General features: G+C 74.6%; 17 protein-coding genes. 2 read left to right on the top strand and 15 right to left on the bottom strand.

Features of this window, described 5'->3' with window-relative positions:
- Positions 1-128 precede the first annotated feature (128 nt).
- Positions 129-1208 carry a LacI family DNA-binding transcriptional regulator gene (locus tag DQ237_RS00150; protein ID WP_205730000.1) on the top strand — a complete coding sequence of 360 codons (1080 nt, stop codon included), beginning with the start codon at positions 129-131 and terminating at the stop codon, positions 1206-1208.
- Between the two features lie 12 nt (positions 1209-1220).
- Here DQ237_RS00150 and DQ237_RS00145 read toward each other — a convergent pair whose 3' ends face one another.
- The 7 genes from DQ237_RS00145 to ald all read right to left on the bottom strand — a co-directional run bounded on the left by DQ237_RS00145 (position 1221) and on the right by ald (position 7546).
- A complete protein-coding gene (locus tag DQ237_RS00145; RefSeq protein WP_113796025.1) occupies positions 1221-2066 on the bottom strand; it encodes a pseudouridine synthase in 846 nt (281 codons plus the stop codon).
- Between the two features lie 64 nt (positions 2067-2130).
- Entirely contained in the window at positions 2131-2973 is an 843-nt protein-coding gene (gene scpB / locus DQ237_RS00140) for an SMC-Scp complex subunit ScpB (RefSeq protein ID WP_113796023.1), read from the bottom strand.
- Complete coding sequence (locus DQ237_RS00135; RefSeq protein ID WP_205729999.1) at positions 2970-3812, bottom strand: ScpA family protein; 843 nt, start codon at positions 3810-3812, stop codon at positions 2970-2972. The genes scpB and DQ237_RS00135 overlap by 4 nt, the downstream gene beginning before the upstream one ends.
- Positions 3813-3853: 41 nt before the next feature.
- A complete protein-coding gene (locus tag DQ237_RS00130; protein WP_113796019.1) occupies positions 3854-4363 on the bottom strand; it encodes a hypothetical protein in 510 nt (169 codons plus the stop codon).
- The gene (locus DQ237_RS00125; RefSeq protein ID WP_113796017.1) at positions 4360-5265 is read right to left on the bottom strand and encodes a ParA family protein; all 906 of its coding nucleotides are present in this window, start codon (positions 5263-5265) and stop codon (positions 4360-4362) included. Before DQ237_RS00125 ends, DQ237_RS00130 begins: the two co-directional genes overlap by 4 nt.
- Before the next feature lie 212 nt (positions 5266-5477).
- Positions 5478-6395, bottom strand: a complete 918-nt coding sequence (locus DQ237_RS00120; RefSeq protein ID WP_205729998.1) for a site-specific tyrosine recombinase XerD — start codon at positions 6393-6395, stop codon at positions 5478-5480.
- A 35-nt stretch (positions 6396-6430) separates the two neighbouring features.
- Positions 6431-7546, bottom strand: a complete 1116-nt coding sequence (gene ald, locus DQ237_RS00115; protein WP_113796013.1) for an alanine dehydrogenase — start codon at positions 7544-7546, stop codon at positions 6431-6433.
- A gap of 215 nt (positions 7547-7761) precedes the next feature.
- Between ald and DQ237_RS00110 the strand changes: the two genes are divergently transcribed.
- Positions 7762-8400, top strand: a complete 639-nt coding sequence (locus DQ237_RS00110; RefSeq protein WP_240619282.1) for a hypothetical protein — start codon at positions 7762-7764, stop codon at positions 8398-8400.
- Between the two features lie 79 nt (positions 8401-8479).
- Here DQ237_RS00110 and DQ237_RS00105 read toward each other — a convergent pair whose 3' ends face one another.
- The 8 genes from DQ237_RS00105 to steA are packed head-to-tail and all read right to left on the bottom strand — an operon-like array spanning position 8480 to position 18898.
- The gene (locus DQ237_RS00105) at positions 8480-9079 is read right to left on the bottom strand and encodes an NUDIX hydrolase (RefSeq protein ID WP_113796009.1); all 600 of its coding nucleotides are present in this window, start codon (positions 9077-9079) and stop codon (positions 8480-8482) included.
- 2 nt (positions 9080-9081) lie between these two features.
- Positions 9082-10770, bottom strand: a complete 1689-nt coding sequence (locus tag DQ237_RS00100) for a CTP synthase (RefSeq protein ID WP_113797291.1) — start codon at positions 10768-10770, stop codon at positions 9082-9084.
- 37 nt (positions 10771-10807) lie between these two features.
- Complete coding sequence (locus tag DQ237_RS00095; RefSeq protein ID WP_113796007.1) at positions 10808-13156, bottom strand: hypothetical protein; 2349 nt, start codon at positions 13154-13156, stop codon at positions 10808-10810.
- Positions 13153-14298 (bottom strand): glycosyltransferase family 4 protein, encoded by a 1146-nt coding sequence (locus DQ237_RS00090; protein WP_113796005.1) that lies wholly within the window; start codon positions 14296-14298, stop codon positions 13153-13155. Before DQ237_RS00090 ends, DQ237_RS00095 begins: the two co-directional genes overlap by 4 nt.
- A complete protein-coding gene (gene murJ, locus DQ237_RS00085; RefSeq protein WP_113796003.1) occupies positions 14291-15916 on the bottom strand; it encodes a murein biosynthesis integral membrane protein MurJ in 1626 nt (541 codons plus the stop codon). The genes DQ237_RS00090 and murJ overlap by 8 nt, the downstream gene beginning before the upstream one ends.
- Positions 15913-16770, bottom strand: a complete 858-nt coding sequence (locus tag DQ237_RS00080; protein WP_240619280.1) for a hypothetical protein — start codon at positions 16768-16770, stop codon at positions 15913-15915. Before DQ237_RS00080 ends, murJ begins: the two co-directional genes overlap by 4 nt.
- A complete protein-coding gene (locus tag DQ237_RS00075; protein WP_113796001.1) occupies positions 16767-17714 on the bottom strand; it encodes a copper transporter in 948 nt (315 codons plus the stop codon). Before DQ237_RS00075 ends, DQ237_RS00080 begins: the two co-directional genes overlap by 4 nt.
- On the bottom strand, positions 17711-18898 hold the full coding sequence (steA, locus tag DQ237_RS00070) for a putative cytokinetic ring protein SteA (RefSeq protein WP_113795999.1): 1188 nt from the start codon (positions 18896-18898) through the stop codon (positions 17711-17713). Before steA ends, DQ237_RS00075 begins: the two co-directional genes overlap by 4 nt.
- Between the last annotated feature and the right edge of the window lie 107 nt (positions 18899-19005).

Genomic DNA, 19005 nt, shown 5'->3' with positions numbered 1-19005 from the left:
CAGGATCAGTGTCAGGGCCAGGGTCAGTGCCAGGGCCAGGGTCTGGGCCCGGGTTCCGGTGATACCGACGGGAGCTCCGGCCGGCAGGCGACCCTGCCGGCCGGGGCCCCGACGACGAGAGGGTGCTGATGACGCTCGAAACCTCCGTGGGGAGGCCGCCCGCGGCGACCCGCGCCCCCGCGATCGTCCCCGAGCCCTCGCTGCGCGGCCGGGTGACGATGCAGCAGGTGGCCGCCGAGGCGGGGGTGTCGATCTCCACCGTGTCGAAGGTGATCAACGGCCGCTACGGGGTGTCGGCCGAGACCATCGACCACGTCACCCGCGTCATCGAGCGGCTGGGCTACGAGGCGAGCCTGGTCGCGCGCAGCCTCCGCAACCGCCGCACCAACGTCATCGGCGTCCTGGTGATGGACTTCGAGCCGTTCAGCACCGAGGTCCTCAAGGGGGTCGCCGAGGCGATCCACGGATCCGGCTACGAGTTGATCGCCTACTCGGCCGGTGGGCACGTGGGCGCCCAGGTGGGATGGGAGCGCCGCTCGCTGAGCCGGCTCATGGGCAGCCTCGTCGACGGCGCGGTGCTGGTGACCCCGACCGTGACCGACGTGCAGACCGACGGACCGGTGGTGGCGGTCGACCCGCACACCGGGCCGGCCGGGCTCCCCTCGGTCGCCGCCGACAACCTCCAGGGCGCCCGGCACGGGGTGGAGCACCTCATCGGGCTGGGCCACCGGCGCATCGCCATGATCACCGGCCGCTCGGACCTGCTCTCCGCGCAACAGCGTGAGCAGGGGTACCGCGAGGCGCTGGCCGCCGCCGGCCTGCCCGTCGACGAGACGCTGATCCGGACCGGCGACTTCGAGGCGGACCTCGCGCGCGAGGCCGCCCGCGACCTGCTCTCCCGCGCTCAGCGCCCGACGGCGGTCTTCGCCGCCAACGACCTCTCCGCGCTCGTCACCCTGCAGGTCGCCGCCGAGCTCGGGATCGAGGTGCCGGGCCAGCTGTCGGTGGTGGGCTTCGACAACATCCCGGAGTCCGCCCTCGCCGCACCGCCGCTCACCACGGTGCAGCAGCCCATCCGCCGCATGGGCGTCGAGGCCGCGGCCATGCTCCTGGGACTCATCGGTGGGGAGCAGCTGGTCGGCCCGCACCGCACGCTGACGACCTCCGTCGTCGTCCGGTCCTCCACCGCTCCCCCGCCCGTGGACTGACCGGAGAGCCGCTCAGAGACCGACGAGCTCCTCGAGGGAGCCGACCTCCTGGCGGGACAGCTTGCGGATCGAGCCGCTGCGCATGCGCTGCAGCTGCACCGGCCCGATCGCGGTCCGGGTGAGCCGGGAGACCGGCAGGCCCACGTGGGCCAGGAGGCGGCGCACGATGTGCTTGCGCCCCTCGTGCAGGACGACCTCCACCACCGACTGCCCGGCGTGGGTGTCGACGACGCGGAAGGAGTCGACCTTCACCGGGCCGTCCTCCAGGTCCACGCCCGAGCGCAGCGTGCGGGCGAGGTCACGCGGCACCGAGCCGGACACCTGCGCGAGGTAGGTCTTGCGGACACCGTAGGAGGGGTGGGCCAGGCGGTGCGCCAGCTCGCCGTCGTTGGTGACGAGAAGGAGCCCCTCGGTGTCCTGGTCGAGCCGGCCGACGTGCACCAGGCCGGGAGCGAGGTCGCCGACCATGTCGCCGATCGTGGGCCGGGCCCGGTCGTCGCTCATGGCGGTGATGACGCCGCTGGGCTTGTTGATGGCGTAGGTGACCCGGTCGTCGCGGATCTCCAGGCGGACGCCGTCGACGGCGATCTTGTCGGTGCGCGGGTCCACGCGCATGCCCTGCACCTGCACCAGGGCGCCGTTCACGCTGATCCGGCCCTCGTCGATCATCTCCTCGACCACGCGGCGGGAGGCGACGCCCGCACGGGCGAGGACCTTCTGCAACCGCTCCCCCTGCCGGTCGTCGCCGGCGTCGGCGGGTGCCCGGTCACCGGGGTGGGCCGGGGCGAGCTCCATGTCTTCCGACCAGCCCTCGCCGGCCGCGGTGGTGCTCTCGTCGTTCGGGGTCGCGGTGCTCATCGCCGTCCAGTGTCCCACCGTTCGTGCGCACCTCCCGCGCCCCTCCCCCGGAGCAGGTCCTTCCTCAGGCGTCCGGGTGCTCGTCCAGCACCGCCGCCGTCTCGGGCAGCAGCGGCGCGAGTTCGGGCAGCTCGTCCAGGCCGGTGAGGCCGAGCCGCTCCAGGAACAGCGGCGTGGTGCCGTACAGCCCGCCGCCGGTGTCGGGGGCCGACCCCACCTCGTGCACCAGCCCTCGGGTGATCAGCGTGCGCATGACGCCGTCGACTCCGACACCGCGGATGGCCGAGACGCGGGCGCGCGTCACCGGCTGCCGGTAGGCGATGACGGCCAGGGTCTCCAGCGCGGCCTGGGTGAGGCGGCTGCGCTGGCCCTCCCCGAGATACCGCTCGACGACGGCGGCGTGGTCCTCGCGGGTGTAGAGCCGCCATCCCTCCCCCACCCGCCGCAGCGTGATGCCCGCCGAGCGCTCGTCGTAGCCGGCGGCCAGCGCGGCCAGGCCCTCGCGCACCTGGTCCTCGGGGCAGCGCAGCGCCGCCGCGAGGGTCTCCTCGTCGACCGGGTCGTCGACGACGAACAGCAGCGCCTCCAGGCCACCGAGCAGCTCGGCCGGGTCCAGGAGCACCAGCGGTTCCGGCTCCGGTGCCGGTTCCGGCTGCGGCTGGGGGTCGGGTTCCGGGCGGGGCGGCGGCGACAGGGGGAGCTCGTCGTCGCCCGGGACGGCCGCGACCGGTTGCTCGTCGACCGGCCGCTCCCCCACCCGGCTCGCCAGCTCGGCGGCGATCGCGTCCCAGGTCTCGGGGTCGGCCTCGCCGCGCTCCTCGGCTGCGCGCCGTCCGGCCTCGAGCTCGGCGGCCAGGGCGTCCCACGAGATGGGCACCGGCTCCTTCTCGGGTCGTTGCTCGGTCACCGGTACTCCTCGTCGGCGTCAGGGGCTGCCTCGTCCGCGGCGCGCGGCGCCGCCTCACCGGTCCACCGCACGTGCAGCTCCCCCAGCGGGGTCAGCTGCTCGAAGACCACCCGTTGCTGGCGGTAGAGCTCCAGGAGGGCGAGGAAGCGGGCCACCACCTCCAGGGTGTGCGTGCAGTCGGCCGACAGCGCCCGGAAGCTCGCCGTCCCGGCCCGCACCAGGTGGTCGCGCACGAGCAGCATCTGCTCGGAGACGCTGACCGGCGGCGCGTGCAGGTGCGAGACGCTGACGGTCTCGGGGACCTTGGGCGCCAGCGCCCGGGCGGCGAGCGCCGCGAACTGCTGGGGCGTGAGGTCCAGGAGCACCTCCGGCACCAGGTCGGCGAACCGGGGCTCCAAGGCCGCCTGCCGCGGGAACCTGAGCGCGGCGGCGGCCTCGTGCTCGCGGAGGAAGGTCGCGGCCTGCTTGTAGGCCTTGTACTGCAGGAGGCGGGCGAACAGGAGGTCGCGGGCCTCCAGGAGCTCGAGGTCCTCCTCGTCGTCGACCTCCGCGGCGGGCAGCAGCCGGGCGGCCTTGAGGTCGAGCAGCGTGGACGCCACCACCAGGAACTCGCTGGCCTGGTCGAGGTCCAGCTCGTCACCGAGCGCGCGCAGGTGGGCGATGAACTCGTCGGTCACCTGGGAGAGCGCGATCTCGGTGACGTCGAGCTTGTGCTTGCCGATCAGCTGCAGCAGGAGGTCGAACGGGCCCTCGAAATTGGTGAGCCGCACCCTGAAACGCGCGGGAGCGGCCTCGGTGGCCGGGTCGGCCACCGGAGCCGCTCCGGCGTCATCGCTCACAGGTGTCCACACTAGGCGGCCCCCCGGCAGGGGGCCGTCGGTCAGCGGCGCAGGCGCTGGACCAGGACCGAGTCCTCACCGCGCTCGGTCAGGTCGGCCAGCAGGACCGATACCGCCTCGCGGACGATCCGCCCGCGGTCGGCCGCGAGCCCGTGCTGGGCGCGCAGCGTCAGCCGCGCCGACTCCAGCGCGAGCAGCTCGTCGGCGGAGATGTAGACGGTGATCTTCTCGTCGTGCTTGGTGCGCTCGGCCTTGCGCGCCGGGCGGCCACGGGTGGCGACGCGGGGCTGCAGGACCGCGGTCGGAGCGGGCTCGGCCTGCCCGCGGAAGGACGCGAGCGCGTCGTCGGCCGTGACCTCGGCACCACCGGGCACCAGCGTGAGCGGCGCCTGCTCGACCGGCGCGTCCGCGGAGCGGCGCGCGGCGCTGCGCAGCGCCGGCGAGCTCACCGTGGTCGACAGGCTGGGCAGCTCCGTGACCTCCGGTTCGGTGGTCGTGTCGGTGCGGCGGAAGAGCTCCGAGGCACCGGGGAGAACGGGACGCCGCGTCACAGCGCGAGCACCTCCTTGGCGAGGTCGCGGTACGCCGAGGCGCCCGACGAGGTGGGGGCCCACGTGGTGATCGGCTGACCGGCGACGGTGGTCTCCGGGAACCGCACGGTGCGCTGGATGACGGTCTGGAACACGGTGTCGCCGAACGCCTCGACGACGCGGCTGAACACCTCGCGGCAGTGCACGGTCCGCGAGTCGTACATCGTCGCGAGGATGCCGTTGATCTCCAGGTCGGGGTTCAGCCGCTCCTTGACCTTGTCGATCGTGTCCACCAGGAGGGCGACGCCGCGCAGCGAGAAGAACTCGCACTCCAGCGGGATGACGACGCCCTGGGCGGCAGTCAGCGCGTTGACGGTGAGCAGGCCGAGCGAGGGCTGGCAGTCGATGAGGATGTAGTCGTACTCGTCGCGGACGTCGGCGAGGACGCGCAGCAGGGTCTGCTCGCGAGCGACCTCGCTGACCAGCTGGACCTCCGCCGCGGACAGGTCGATGTTGCTGGGGACCAGGTCCAGCCCGGGGATGTCGGTGTGCACCAGCACGTCGCGCAGGCCGGTGCGCCGCTCCATCAGGGCGTTGTAGATGGTCCGGTCCAGGTTCTGCGCCGGGACACCGAGCCCCACCGACAGCGCACCCTGGGGGTCGAGGTCGATGAGCAGCACCTTGCGTCCGAACTCCACCAGCGCGGCACCCAGGTTGATGGTCGACGTCGTCTTGCCGACCCCACCCTTCTGGTTGCACATCGCGATGACGTGCGCGGGTCCGTGCTGGGTCAGCGGCTTCGGGTCCGGCAGCCGGCGCTGGCGCGCCTTCGCCGGGTCCAGCCGCAGCGCAGCCGCCCCCATCTCGGGGTCGGTGTCGTGCGGGCGCGCGACGGCGTGTGCCGCGTCCGCTCGGTTCGCCATGGGTCCGTTGCCTCCACCTCGTCCCCGATCCGGACCATCCGGGTGCGGTCAGCCGTCTGCGTCCGCTCGGGTGACTGCAAAGGTAGGGAGACGGAAAGACCTTCCCAAGGCGGCACGCCGTCGACGTGTCGACATGGCGACGAATGCCAACGAGTGTGACCACTCAAGCCGAACCAGACCCAACAACTGCCGAACAGCCGCCGAACCCTCTGTCAGGTCAGCGCGCGAGGATGGCTCGTCGCGTAGACCTCGCGGAGCCTCTCGACGGTGACCAGCGTGTAGACCTGCGTGGTGGTCACCGAGGCGTGTCCGAGGAGCTCCTGGACCACGCGGACGTCGGCGCCGCCGTCGAGCAGGTGGGTGGCGAAGCAGTGCCGCAGCGTGTGCGGAGAGATCGCGGACGGGGCGAGACCGGCCCGCTCGGCCGCCGTCCGGAGGATCGACCAGGCGCTCTGCCGGGAGAGCGGCCCGCCGCGCACGTTGAGGAAGAGCGCGCCGCCGCGCACGCCACCCCGGCTGTTCGCCGCGAGCTCGGGACGCGCGCGCACCAGGTACTCCTCCACGGCGCGGAGGGCGTAGCTCCCGACCGGCACCACCCGCTCCTTGCCGCCCTTGCCCGACAGGCGCACCGTAGACTGCCCGCGGTCCAGGTCGTCGACCGCCAGCCCCACCGCCTCGGAGATGCGCGCCCCGGTGCCGTAGAGCACCTCCAGCAGCGCCCGGTCGCGCAGCCCGCGCGGCCCCTCGAGCGATCCGGCCGCCTCGATGAGGGCGACCACGGACTCCACGGGCACCGCCTTGGGCAGGCGGCGCGCGGGAGCCGGCGGCCGGACCTCGTGGGCGACGTCGTCGGGGACGAGCCCGTCCAGGAGGGCGAACCGGTGCAGCCCCCGGACGGCGACGACGGCACGCGCGGCGGAGGTGGCCGACAGTGGCGGGTGGTCCTCGTCCCCCGTCCGGAGCGCCGCGAGGAAGCCCGAGACGTCGGACTCGGCGACCTCCCCGAGGCCGCGCACGCCGGCGCCGGCGAGGTACTCGGTGTACCGCCGGAGATCCCGCCGGTAGGAGGCGATGGTGTTGGTCGCCAACCCGCGCTCGACGGTCAGGTGGTCGAGGTAACCGGTGACCACCCGCTCGACCGAGGGGCCCGCCGTCGTCGCAGACGTCAGGACAGCACCTCCTCCAGCGGGACCGCGGTCATGCCGTGGGCGTCGGCGACCTCCGGCAGGACCACCGTGCCATCAACGACGTTCACGCCGTGCGCCAGGGGGCGGCTGCGCCGGACCGCCGCGGGCGTGCCCTCGTTCGCCAGCGCCATGACGTAGGGCAGCGTGACGTTGGTGAGGGCGTGCGTGGAGGTGTTCGGCACCGCACCCGGCATGTTGGCCACGCAGTAGAAGACCGACTCGTGCACCCGGAAGGTCGGGTCGTCGTGGGTCGTGGGACGGGTGTCCTCGAAGCAGCCGCCCTGGTCGACGGCGATGTCGACGAGCACCGAACCGGGCTTCATGCGCGACACCAGCTCGTTGCTGACCAGCGTGGGGGCCTTGGCCCCGGGCACCAGCACCGCACCGATGACCAGGTCGGCGTCGAGCACGGCCCGCTCCACCTCGTAGGCGTTGGAGGCGACGGTCTGCAGGTGGCCCTGGTAGATGCGGTCGGCGGCGCGGAGCCGGTCGATGTCCCGGTCGAGCACGACGACCTCGGCCTGCATCCCGAGCGCGATCGCGGCGGCGTTCATGCCGGAGACCCCGGCACCGATGACGACGACCTTGGCCGCGTAGACACCGGAGACGCCACCGAGCAGCACCCCGCGCCCGCCGTGTGCCCGCTCGAGGCTGTGCGCGCCGACCTGCGGGGCCATGCGCCCGGCCACCTCGGACATCGGGGCCAGCAGCGGCAGGGCGCCGTCGGCGGTCTGGACCGTCTCGTAGGCGATGGCGGTCGTGCCGGAGGCGACGAGGGCGTCGGTGCACTCGCGCGAGGCGGCCAGGTGCAGGTAGGTGAACAGGGTCTGGTCGGCCCGCAGCCGTCGGTACTCCTCGGCGATCGGCTCCTTCACCTTGAGCAGCAGGTCGGCGTCGGCCCAGACGTCGTCGGCCGAGTCCACGATCCGCGCGCCGGCGGCGGTGAAGTCCTCGTCCGGGATCGAGGACCCCTCCCCCGCGCCGCGCTCGACCAGCACCGTGTGCCCGTCCCGCGTCAGCTCCGTCACCCCGGCTGGGGTGAGCGCCACCCGGTACTCCCGGTTCTTGACCTCTCGGGGAACCCCGACCCGCATCGCTCGTCTCCTGGTCCCGGTGGGCCCACCCCGAGGGTGACGGGGCTCCCACCGCGTCGTGGGCGGCCCGGTCGGGGCGCGCCTCGGGCGGAGTGTAGGCACGAGGGGGCCGCGAGACCCGGCATGCGGGCCGATCCGCGACGGTCGTCCTGCCGGGGACGGCGCGCTGGCCGACGATGGCGGGAGATCCCGACCGCCGCTCCGGAGGACCGTCCGTGCGCTTCTACGCCCAGCACCCTGCCCTGCGCGCCCGCCAGCTGGCGGCCGACCTGGGCATGCTGCTCTGGACCGTGCTGTGGGTCCTCGTCGCCCGGGCGGTGCACGGCGCCGTGCTGGCGCTGGCCGAGCCGGGGCGGGCGGTCGAGGACCTCGGCCGGTCGGTGGCCGGCTCCATGGGCTCGGCCGCGTCCGCGGCGGAGGACGTGCCGGTCGTCGGCGACGAGCTGGCGACGCCGTTCGACAAGCTGGCCGGCGCCGCCGGTGCGGTCCGCGGGTCGGGTCAGTCGGCACAGGACGCCGTCGGAACGCTGGCGACGGTGCTCGCCGTCGTCCTCGTGGTGCTGCCCGTGGGCTGGCTGCTGCTCCGCTGGCTCCCGGCGCGGCTGGGCTGGGCCCGGGAGGCCGGCGCCGCGCAGCGCCTGCTCGCCGGCACGCCCGACGTCGAGCTGCTGGCGGCGCGGGCCGTGGCGACGGCGCCGCTCTCCCGGCTGGCCGCGCTGCCGGCCGGGACCGGGGCCGCCTGGCGGGCCGGGGACCCCGCCGCCACCCGGACGCTGGCGCAGCTGGAGCTCGCCCGCCTGGGCCTACGGCTCACCCATTCCGGCCCCGACCCCGCACTCCCCCCGCGATCATGAAGTCCGGGAGCCGACGCACCGGGTCGCACCGGCGTGCCGCTTCCCGGACTTCGTGATCACGCGGGAAGAAGGCGCTCGATCACGTGGCGTCGACCGGCCGGAGCCGCGGCCCGACCGCGCGCGCCTGGGCCGCGGCGAGCAGCCCGACCACCGCGGCCGCGTTGCGGATGTCGCCGTCGAACACCCGCTGCACAGCCGCGGCCAGCGGCACCCGCTCGACGGTCATGTCGAGCTCCTCGTGCTCCACCTCGAAGCCCTCGGGCCGCCCGACGGGAGAGAGCCCCTCGGCGAGGTAGACCAGCACCATCTCGTCGGTGAAGCCCGGGCTGCTGTAGTGCGTGGTCAGCAGCGACCACCGCTCCGCGGCGAGCTCGACCTCCTCGGCGAGCTCCCGCTTCGCCGTCTCCAGCGGCGGTTCGCCGTCGGCGTCGCGCAGCCCGGCCGGGAGCTCCCACAGGTAGGCGCCGACCGGGTGCCGGTACTGGCGCAGCAGGACGACGCGGTCCTGGTCGTCCAGCGCGACGACGGCGACGGCCCCGGGGTGGCGGACGACCTCGCGGACGCTGTCGCCTCCCCCGGGCATCGCCACCGTGTCACGGCGAAGGCTGATGACCCGGCCCTCGTGGATCGGCTCGCTGGCGAGCACGCGGTACTCGTGCGGGGCCGGGCCATCGCTCATCGTCAGATACCGACCTTCTCCGCCTCGTCCACCGGCACCGGGATCCGGGTGGCCTCGGAGTAGTCGACCGCCGCCTGCACGAATCCGGCGAACAGCGGGTGCGGGCGGGTGGGCCGGCTCTTCAGCTCCGGGTGCGCCTGGGTGCCGACGAAGAAGGGGTGGGTGCCCTTCGGCAGCTCGGCGAACTCGACCAGCGTGCCGTCGGGCGAGGTGCCGGAGAAGACCAGACCCGCCTCGGTGAGCCGGTCGCGGTAGGCGTTGGCCACCTCGTAGCGGTGCCGGTGCCGCTCGGTGATCTCGGTCGAGCCGTAGACGCCGGCCACCACCGATCCCTTCTGCAGGGCCGCCGGGTAGCTGCCCAGGCGCATCGTGCCGCCCATGTCCCCGCGGCCGGCGACCACGTCGACCTGGGTGGCCATGGTGGCGATGACGGCGTCGGGGGTCTCGGGGTCGAACTCCGCGGAGTTCGCCTTCTCCAGGCCGGCGACGTTGCGCGCGTACTCGATGACCATGCACTGCAGGCCCAGGCACAGGCCCAGCGTCGGGATGCCGTTGGTGCGGGTGTAGCGGATCGCGCCGAGCTTGCCCTCGATCCCGCGCACCCCGAAACCGCCCGGGATGCAGACGCCGTCGACGCCCGCGAGAGCCTTCTCGGCACCCTCGGGGGTCTGGCAGTCGTCCGACGGGACCCAGCGGATCTGGACCCGGCTGCGGTGGGCGAAGCCACCGGCGCGCAGCGCCTCGGTGACCGAGAGGTAGGCGTCGGGCAGGTCGATGTACTTGCCCACCAGCGCGATCGTGACGGTCTGCTTCGGGGCGTGGACCCGCTCGAGCAGGTCGCCCCACACGGTCCAGTCGACGTCGCGGAACGGCAGGCCGAGACGGCGGACGACGTAGGCGTCCAGGGCCTCGCGGTGCAGCACCTTGGGGATGTCGTAGATCGACGGCGCGTCGGGGCAGGAGATGACCCCTTCGGCGTCGACGTCGCACATCAGGCCGATCTTGCGCTTGATGCCCTCGTTGAGGTCGCGGTCCGAGCGGCAGACGACGGCGTCGGGCTGGATGCCGATGCTGCGCAGCTGGGCGACCGAGTGCTGGGTCGGCTTGGTCTTCAGCTCACCCGACGGCGCGATGTAGGGCACCAGCGAGATGTGCAGGAAGAAGCAGTTGTCACGGCCGATCTCGTGCCGGACCTGGCGGGCGGCCTCGAGGAAGGGCAGCGACTCGATGTCGCCGACCGTGCCGCCGATCTCGGTGATGACGACGTCGACCCGCTCCGCGCTGTCGGCGCCGGCCAGGATGCGGGCCTTGATCTCGTTGGTGATGTGCGGGATCACCTGCACGGTGTCGCCCAGGTACTCCCCGCGCCGCTCCTTGGCGATCACGTCGGAGTAGACCTGACCGGTCGTCACGTTCGCCCGGCCGGAGAGGTCGGTGTCGAGGAACCGCTCGTAGTGGCCGATGTCGAGGTCGGTCTCGGCGCCGTCCTCGGTGACGAAGACCTCGCCGTGCTGGAACGGGTTCATCGTCCCGGGGTCGACGTTGAGGTAGGGGTCCAGCTTCTGCATCGTGACCCGCAGTCCCCGACTGGCGAGGAGCGCGCCCAGCGAACTGGCGGTCAACCCCTTGCCGAGGGAGGAGACAACCCCGCCGGTGACGAAGACGAACTTCGTCGGCTGGGAGTTGTGCAGGAGGCCCCGGGTCGAGAGGGACTGGGACGAGAGGGATTCAGGCGTTCCCGACGGTCGATCCACGGGAGACGACCGTAACACGGTCGGGGCCGGCGGCCGGGCCGGAGTGGGGAGCGCCACCCGTGGTCTCCCTCGTTCCGGTAGAGCCGCCCTCGGGGCCGGTGACCAGCCACACCAGCAGGGGCACCAGGAGGGCCGCGGCGGTGGCGGGCAGAGCCACACCCGAGTCGTTGACCGCCGCGCCGATGGCCAGGCTCAGCGCCGTGGCCAGCAGGGTGGCGCGCAGCACCGCCGCGTCGGCGGGCGGCAGCCCGGCGGGGACGCCGCGCAGCGCACCGCCGCGGCGCAGCAGCCAGACCGCCGCGACGACGGCCACCGGCAGCATCCACGCCAGCGGGCTGTTGAGCAGGATGCCGACGTTCGCCTCGGCCTTGCGGGTGACGACCGTCCAGGCCTCGCCGGTGATCACCTGCTCCACGAAGCGGCCCAGGTGGGTCCGCTCCCCCGCCGGCCGCGTCCAGTCCAGGACCGCCACGGTGCCGACGGCGACCACGGCGGCCGCCAGGATCGCTCCCAGCCGCACGACGGTCACCCGGATGCCGGTCAGGAGCATGGCCAGGAGCAGGAAGCCCGGCAGCGCGGCCAGGACGCCGCCGAAGTCCCGCCCCAGCGGTGGCGCACCGATCACGGCCACCGCGAGCAGGCCGAGGGCGACCACGACCACGCCGGTCGCCGTCCGCCTCCTGCGGGCACCGACCCGGCGGCCGGCCCCGGTGGCCACGGCCGCCGTCACGGCCAGCGCGCTGACCGACAGCAGGCCGAAGGTGAGGTTCCCGTAGCCGGTGAAGCGACCGGCGACGACCGCGTCGTAGCCCAGCGGCCCGTCCAGCTCCAGCGAGGAGCCGGTCAGCACGTCGGCCACGAGGGTCAGCAGGGTGACGGCGAGGACCGCCAGCGGCGGGCCCAGCCGCCGGCGGCGCCACGGGCCGGCGACGGCCGCCGCGACGACGAGCAGATCGGCTCCGACGACGGCACCCACGAGCGCGCCGAGCGGCGATCCCGCGCGCTGCCACGGCCAGACGCCGGCCAGGTAGGTGGCGACGGGAAGCGCCGCGACCACGAGGCAGAGCAGCCGCACCGACCGGCGCGCCCCGGGCCGCCCCGTGACGCGGGCGAGCAGCATCCCCAGCCCCACGACGAGTGCGCCCGCGACGACGAACGCCCAGAAGAACGCCCCCGTGTTCCGGTAGTGGGTGACGGCGGAGGTGTTGACCTCCTCCAGCTGGTCGACCGCCGCCGCCAGGTCCGGGCGGTCACCGGCCTGCCGCAGCGGCTGACCGTTCATCGACGCCGGCACGTCCAGCCCCAGGGCCTTCAGAGCCGTGGGCGCCAGGTCGATCAGCTGCACGAAGGGCGCCCGGCCGGTGCTGGCCGACACCAGCCAGCCCCCGTCGAACCCCGGGCCGTGGGCCATCCCGACATGCAGCTGGGCGCGACCGTCGTTGACCTCGGAGATGCCGGCCAGCAGCACCAGGGTCTCGCCGGGGAGCTCCGCGACTGCGGTGCGCAGCCGTCCCAGGGAGTCGTCGATGCGTCCCAGCGCGGCCGCCCGGGGAAAGGGTTCGGTGCCGGTGTCGGTCTGCTCCTCCCCCGGCCGGCCGGCGTCGGTCAGCTGGTCCAGCGAGATCAGCGTCAGGGGGCACGCGGTCAGCGCGTCCGTCACCTCGGCCGGCTCCGTCGGGAGCGCCGGCACCGGGGTCAGGGCGACGCCGGGTGCGGCCGCGGCCAGGGCCGCCGCCCGACCGACCACGGAAGCGCAGCCGACCTCGGCGCCGAGGGCTCCGGGCTCGGCGCCGAACCGCACCGTGCCGGGGTCCTCGGCGATGCGGGCCACGGTCGCGCCGGGGTCCCCCAGCGCGACGGCGGCCACGCGCTCCTGGAGCCCGCAGTGGGTCAGCGAGGTGTCCAGCGGAGGATCGGCGGGCGGATCCGGCTGCTCCCCGTCGGAGCCGGGTGCGACCGGTGGCGTGGGGAGCGGCACCGGTGGCAGCCCCTCGTCGGTGCCGGGGAACCGTGCCCTGTTCCCCGCGCCGAGGGTCGCCCAGCCGTCCAGCAGGCAGCTGGTCGAGCGGGCGGCCCGCACCGAGAGCGCCCCGATGGCGGACTCCTCGGCCATCGCCCACAGCTGCGGCGTGGTCCCCGGGTCGACGTCGGCCCACGTGAGCCCCGGCACGCCGACCACGACCACCCGGTCAGCGGTGGCCTGCTCCTCGGCCCCCGCGGCGACCGGCAACCCGGCGACCGGCAACCCGGCGACCAGCGACCCGGCGACCAGGGCGGTCAGCAGGAACAGGAGGGCGAGGACGCGGAGGGCCGGCCGGCTCATGATCGCGACCGGGGCGGCGCAGCGAGGAGCTCGCGGTACAGCGCGACGAGCTGCGCGGCGGTGGCCTCCTCGTCGGGCCACCCGGCGGCCTGCGCCCGCCCGCGCACGGCGAGGTCCGCGGCCAGGGCGCTGTCGCAGAGCACCCGGACGACCGCCTCGGCGAGGGCAGCCGCGTCGCCGACGGGCACCAGCTCGGCCGCGTCGCCCAGCAGCTCCGGCAGCCCCCCGGTGCGGGTGGCGACCAGCGGCGTGCCCGAGCGGAGCGCCTCCTGGGCGGTGAGCGAGCGGGCCTCCCACCGCGAGGGCAGCACGCACAGGTCGGCGGCGGCGAGCAGGTCCGCCACGTCGGCGCGCCGGCCCAGCAGCCGCACGGGCAGGGCGTCGTCCCGGACCCTCGCCGCGAGCTCGTCCTGCAGGGGTCCGTCGCCGGCCACGACGACCAGGGGCGCCGGTCGCAGGCGCTGGTCGGCCGACCACCGGGCCACCGCGTCGAGGAGGACGTCGTAGCCCTTCTGCGGGTGCAGTCGCCCCACCGCGACGACGAGGGCGCGGTCGTCGACCAGGCCGAGTTCCTCGCGCACCTCGTCGCGGGTGCGGGACGCGGGTGGCAGGGGCGGGGCGGAGACCGGTGCGAGGCGGACGTCGCGCGCCCCGAGGGCGCGGGCGTTGTCGGCCAGGTCGGAGGAGGCGGCGAGGACGACGTCGGCGGCGCGGACGGTGGCCCGTTCCGCGCGCTCGAGCACCCGACGGCGCAGCCCTCCGCCGTCGGGCAGCGCGTTGTGCAGGGTCAGCACCAGGGCTCCCGGGCCGCCTGCCAGGCGTCGGGCGGTCGCCGCGACGAGGCCGGCGCGCAGGCCGTGGGCGTGCACGATCTCGGTGCCGGCCAGGGCCCGGCGCAGGGCCGCCACCGCGCGGGCGTCGGAGATCGGATCGAGCCCGGCCGAGATCTCCACGGCGTCGAAGTCCGCGCCGCGGGCGGAGAAGCCGAAGAGCTCGTCGGTGGCCCGGGGCCCGCAGACCTGGGTGCGCGCCCCGGCGGCGACGAGCGCCGGCACCAGGGAGCGGACGTGGGTGCCGACCCCGCCGGTGCTGGTGGCCAGCACCTCGGTCACCCGGCGGTCGAGCAGGGGCTGCTCAGCCACCGCGCACCTCCTGCTCGCCCGACGACCGGAGCTGACCGACCGCGCGGGTCAGCGGGCCGCGCGCCGTTCCCATCATGACGGCCGCGGCGACCAGCAGCACGGTGCCCCCGACCAGGATCCCGGCGAGCAGCGTGATCAGCAGGCCCCCCTCGGGAACCGGGTCGGTTCCCAGTGCGCGGGAGACGACGAGCCCTGCAGCCGCACCGAGGCCGGCTGCGAGGAGGGCCGCCGGGCCGACCCGGCCCAGCCCGTGCAGGGCGGCACGCCCCGACGAACGGGCCACGACGACCAGCAGGCTCGCGCCGGCGACCGTGACGCCGAGGGAGTGACCGGCGGCCAGCGCCAGCGCGCGGTCCTCCGCGGGAAGGGCCCCGGCCAGCAGCACGTCGACCGCCACGGCGAGCAGCCAGCCCCCCAGCACGCAGCCGGTCGGCGCCTTCCAGAGCCCGCGCGCGTAGAGGGCACGGGTGAGCAGCGCGACGAGCCCGTAGCCCACCAGCCCGGGCATGAAGGCGACGATCGCGTCGCGGAGCGTCGCCACGGCCTCGTCCGTGCCCGTGGCGAGGAAGACGCGGGCCAGCGGACCGGCAGCGGCCAGCAGCGCCGCCGCGGCGACCGCGGTGGCCGCCACGGTCAGGACGGCGACCGGCGCGAGCGCGCGCCGGTAGCCCACCTCGTCGCCGCTCTCGGCCCGCTCGGCGAGCCCGGGGTAGGCGGAGGTGGCCAGCGGGACGGCGAGCGCCGCCCACGGCAGCAGGAAGACGGTCAGGCCCGCGGTGTAGGCCACCTGGGTGCCGTCCGGCGCACCGTCGTTGGCCAGCCGGATGGCGACCGCGGCCACGAGCTGCTGCCCGGCGAGGGTGAGCACACCGGCGACGGCGAGCCGGCGCACCCGGGGTGCGGCGCCCACCGGGAAACGCAGCGTGGGGCGCAGGCCCAGCCGGAGTCCGCGCAGGGGCAGCAGGAGGCTCAGGCTGAGCGCCACCACGCCGAGCGTCGTCCCCACCCCGAGCACCAGCTCGGCCGGCCGGTCGAGCCCGGCCACGTCGCGGTCGCCACCGATGCCGGCGAAGACCAGGTAGGCGCCGGCGACGACCACGCTCGACAGCAGCGGGGCGAGCGCCGGTCCGGCGAACCGACGGTGGGCCTGCAGGACGCCGGTGAGCACGATCCCGATGCCGTAGAGCACGACCTGCGGCGCGAACACCAGCAGGAACCGGGCGGCGAGCGCGACCTCTCCGTCGGTACCGCCGCCGAGGAGGAGCCTGGCCACCGGTTCGGCGAACAGCGCCAGCAGCACCGCCAGGGGCGTGAGCACCAGCAGCGTCCAGCCCAGGAGGGCCGAGGCGGTGCGGCGGACCTGCTCCCGGTCCCCGGCAGCGATACCGCCGGCCAGCATGGGGACGACGAGGCTGGCGAGAGCTCCTCCCGCGACGACCTCGAAGACGATGTTCGGGACGTTGTTCGCCGCCAGGTAGGTGTCACCGGTGCTTCCGGCGCCGACGGCATTGGTGAAGACCAGGGTGCGACCGAACCCGGCGAGGCGGGCCAGCACGGTCAGCACCGCGATCAGCGCTGCCGCCCCGGCCACGCCACGGGCCACCTGGCGGGTGCTCACGAGCCCAGGCGGCCGAGCCGGTCCAGTTCCCGGAGACCCGGTGTGGCCTCGATGACCCGCGTGAAGCTGACCTTCTCGCTGGCGAGCGTGAGAGCGGTGACGACGGCGAGGGCACCGGCGCGGGCCCGCCGGTCCGGCACGCCGGCGAGCCGCAGCCCGAGCAGGGCGCCCAGCGCGTTGGCTCCGGCGTCGCCGAGCATCACGCGCTCGCCGAGGTCGGCGGGCAGCACGCCCAGGGTCGCACCGAGCGGCCCCGCCACCAGCCCTCCCGCCGGCCCGGCGAGTCCGACGGCGGCGGTCAGGGCCCCGGCCTTCGCCGCCCGGCCTGGCCGCAGGTCCAGCAGGTTCAGCAGGTTGGCGGTCCCGGCGACGAGCCCGGTGGTGAGAACCCCGTCGACCAGGCCGCGCGCGTCCCCCGACCGCGGCCGGGTCAGCAGCGCGGCCACGGCCGCGGCCGCACCGATGCCGGCCACCTTGACCGCACCGGCGGACACCCGGCCCTCGCGCAGCGCCCGCAGGTGCCCGGCCAGGCCCTTGTCCCGCGCCTGTTCGGGGCGGGCGCCGGCGAGGTCGTCGTAACCCCCGACGACGCCGGAGACGGCACCGACGACGGCTGCGGCAGCCCGGCTTCCGGCGGGGGCGCCGAGGACGGCCGTCGTGGTCGCCGCGACCGCCAGCGCGGGGCCGCCCAGGAGGGTCACCGGACGTCCGGCGTAGTTGGTGCGCCGCCACGCGGCACCGGCGGGGCGGGCGGAGAGCGCTTCGGCGCCGGCGAGCACGGCGCGGGCGGCCGCGGCGCCGGCCACCACCAGCGGCAGTCGCGCGCGGCCGGAACCGGCTGTTCGCCCGCTCACTGGGCGGCGGCGGGCACCGGCGGGACCGGCTGGGTGTCCTCGCCCGTCCCGTACTTGCCCGACGTGCCCTCCGCCTCGCGGCCCAGCGCGAGCACGGTGCTGATCCGGCCGACCGCGCTGCCGACGTTGTCCACCGTGGAGACCGCCGTGGCCAGGGTCGGGTCGGAGCGGACGACGCCCACCAGACCGTTCTCGCGCGCCGACGCGGCATCGCCGGAGACCACGGCACCGGACCCGGCGGAGTCCAGTGCCCGGACCAGCTCGACCAGTGCGGCGTTGCGGCTCTCGGCGTCACCGCCCTCGGTCTCCCCGGAGGTCAGCACGACGGCGTAGTCGGCCGGGTTGACCGAGGAGCTCTCCTGGCGCAGCACGTCCAGCGAGCTGAGCCCCGAGACGACCGAGGAGATGGCGGCGGTGTCGGGAGCCGGGCCGCCGGGAGGCGTCATGAGGACCTGGGAGAGCAGCGAGGCCACGAGCACGTCCGCGTCGCCGTCCTCCGGCAGCGCCACGCCCGCGGGGCGGCCGGAGCCGTTCACGTAGTTCTGCAGGCTGGACGCGCTCGAGGGGTCGCTGTACTCCGGGCGCAGCCGCAGCACACCGCTGACCGACCCGCCGGCGTCCTGCACCAGGGTGCTCACCTGCTCGACGGTGTCGCTGCTGACCTCCTCGTCGGCGGCCAGGACCAGGACCGAGCGGCCGGCGAGCGAGCCACCGACGAGCGAGGGGGCGACGGCCTCCTCGAAGGCCTCCGCGGCGTCGACCTGACGCTGCAGGTCCTGGGTGCGGTCCTCCAGGGCGCGCTTGTCCTGCTCGAGGTCGGTGACCTGGTTCTCGATGTCGTTGAGGATCGGCTGGTTGAGCTGCGTGGTGCCGATCACGATGCCCAGGGCCACCGCCAGGAAGACGGCGATCAGCGAGACCAGGTGATAGCGGAAGTCGATCACGAGAAGAGGTTCTCCAGCCAGAACATGAAGCTGTTCCATTGGTCGAGCAGCAGGTCCAGGTAGACGCGCCCGGCCGCGGAGACGGCCAGCGCCGACCCGATCGCGACGAACGCGGCGAGGACAAGGACGACGAGTGCGGCGGTCGAGATGCGGCTGCGGTAGAGCCGGCTGACGCCCTTGGCGTCGACGAGCTTGCCGCCCAGGCGCAGCCGGGTGAGGAAGGTCGAGGCCATGCCACCGCGGCCCTTGTCGAGGAACTCGACCAGGGTGGCGTGGGTACCGACGGCGACGATGAGCTTGGCGCCCTTCTCGTCGGCCAGGAGCATCGCGATGTCCTCGCTGGTCGCTGCCGCCGGGAAGGTGATGGCCTCGACCCCGAGGTCCTGGACGCGGGCCAGCCCGGGGGCCCGGCCGTCGGCGTAGGCGTGCACGACGACCTCCGCGCCGGAGCGCAGCACGTCGTCGCTGACCGAGTCCATGTCGCCGATGATCATGTCGGGCGAGTAGCCGGCCTCGACGAGGGCGTCCGCGCCGCCGTCGACGCCGATGAGCACCGGCCGGTAGTCACGGATGTAGGGGCGGAGGGCGTGCAGGTCCTCCTTGTAGTCGTAGCCACGCACCACGACCAGGACGTGCCGGCCCTCGATGGAGGTCGCGACGTCGGGGACGCCGACGCCGTCGAGCAGGAGCGCGCGCTCCCGCTTCATGTACTCCATGGTGTTCGCGGCGAACGCCTCGAGCTGGACCGACAGCCCCGCCTTGGCCTCGGTCATGGCCGCGGCCACGGTCTCGCCGGTGTGGGCGGTGCCCTCGGCGACGACGGTGCCCTCCTCGTCGACCAGCCGGTTGCCGTCGAGGCGGACGTGCACGCCTTCCTTGAGCTTGCCGAAGACGTCCTTGCCGACGTCGTCGAGCAGCGGGATACCGGCGTCGATCAGGATCTCCGGGCCCAGGTTGGGATAGCGGCCGGAGATGCTGGGCGCGGCGTTGACCACCGCGGCGACCTTGCAGCCGACGAGGGCGTCGGCACTGACCCGGTCGATGTCGACGTGGTCGATGACGGCGATGTCGCCGGGGCGCAGTCGCTTCGTCAGGTTCTTGGTGCGGCGGTCCAGGCGGGCGGTGCCGGCGACGCCGGGTTCCGCCTCCTGTGCCCGGCCGCGGCGAACGGTGCCGATGCGCATGGAACCGCATGCTGCCACGCACGGGTCCCGGGTCCACCCTCCGACGCGCGTCAGCGATCTCTCAGTCACGCACCGTGCGCGACACCACGGCGGGACCGACACGCCGG

The organism is Blastococcus sp. TF02-8, assembly GCF_003319175.1.
GTDB lineage: Bacteria > Actinomycetota > Actinomycetes > Mycobacteriales > Geodermatophilaceae > Blastococcus.
Note: the sequence above shows the minus strand (reverse complement) of the source record. Positions and strands in the feature narration are given on the sequence as shown.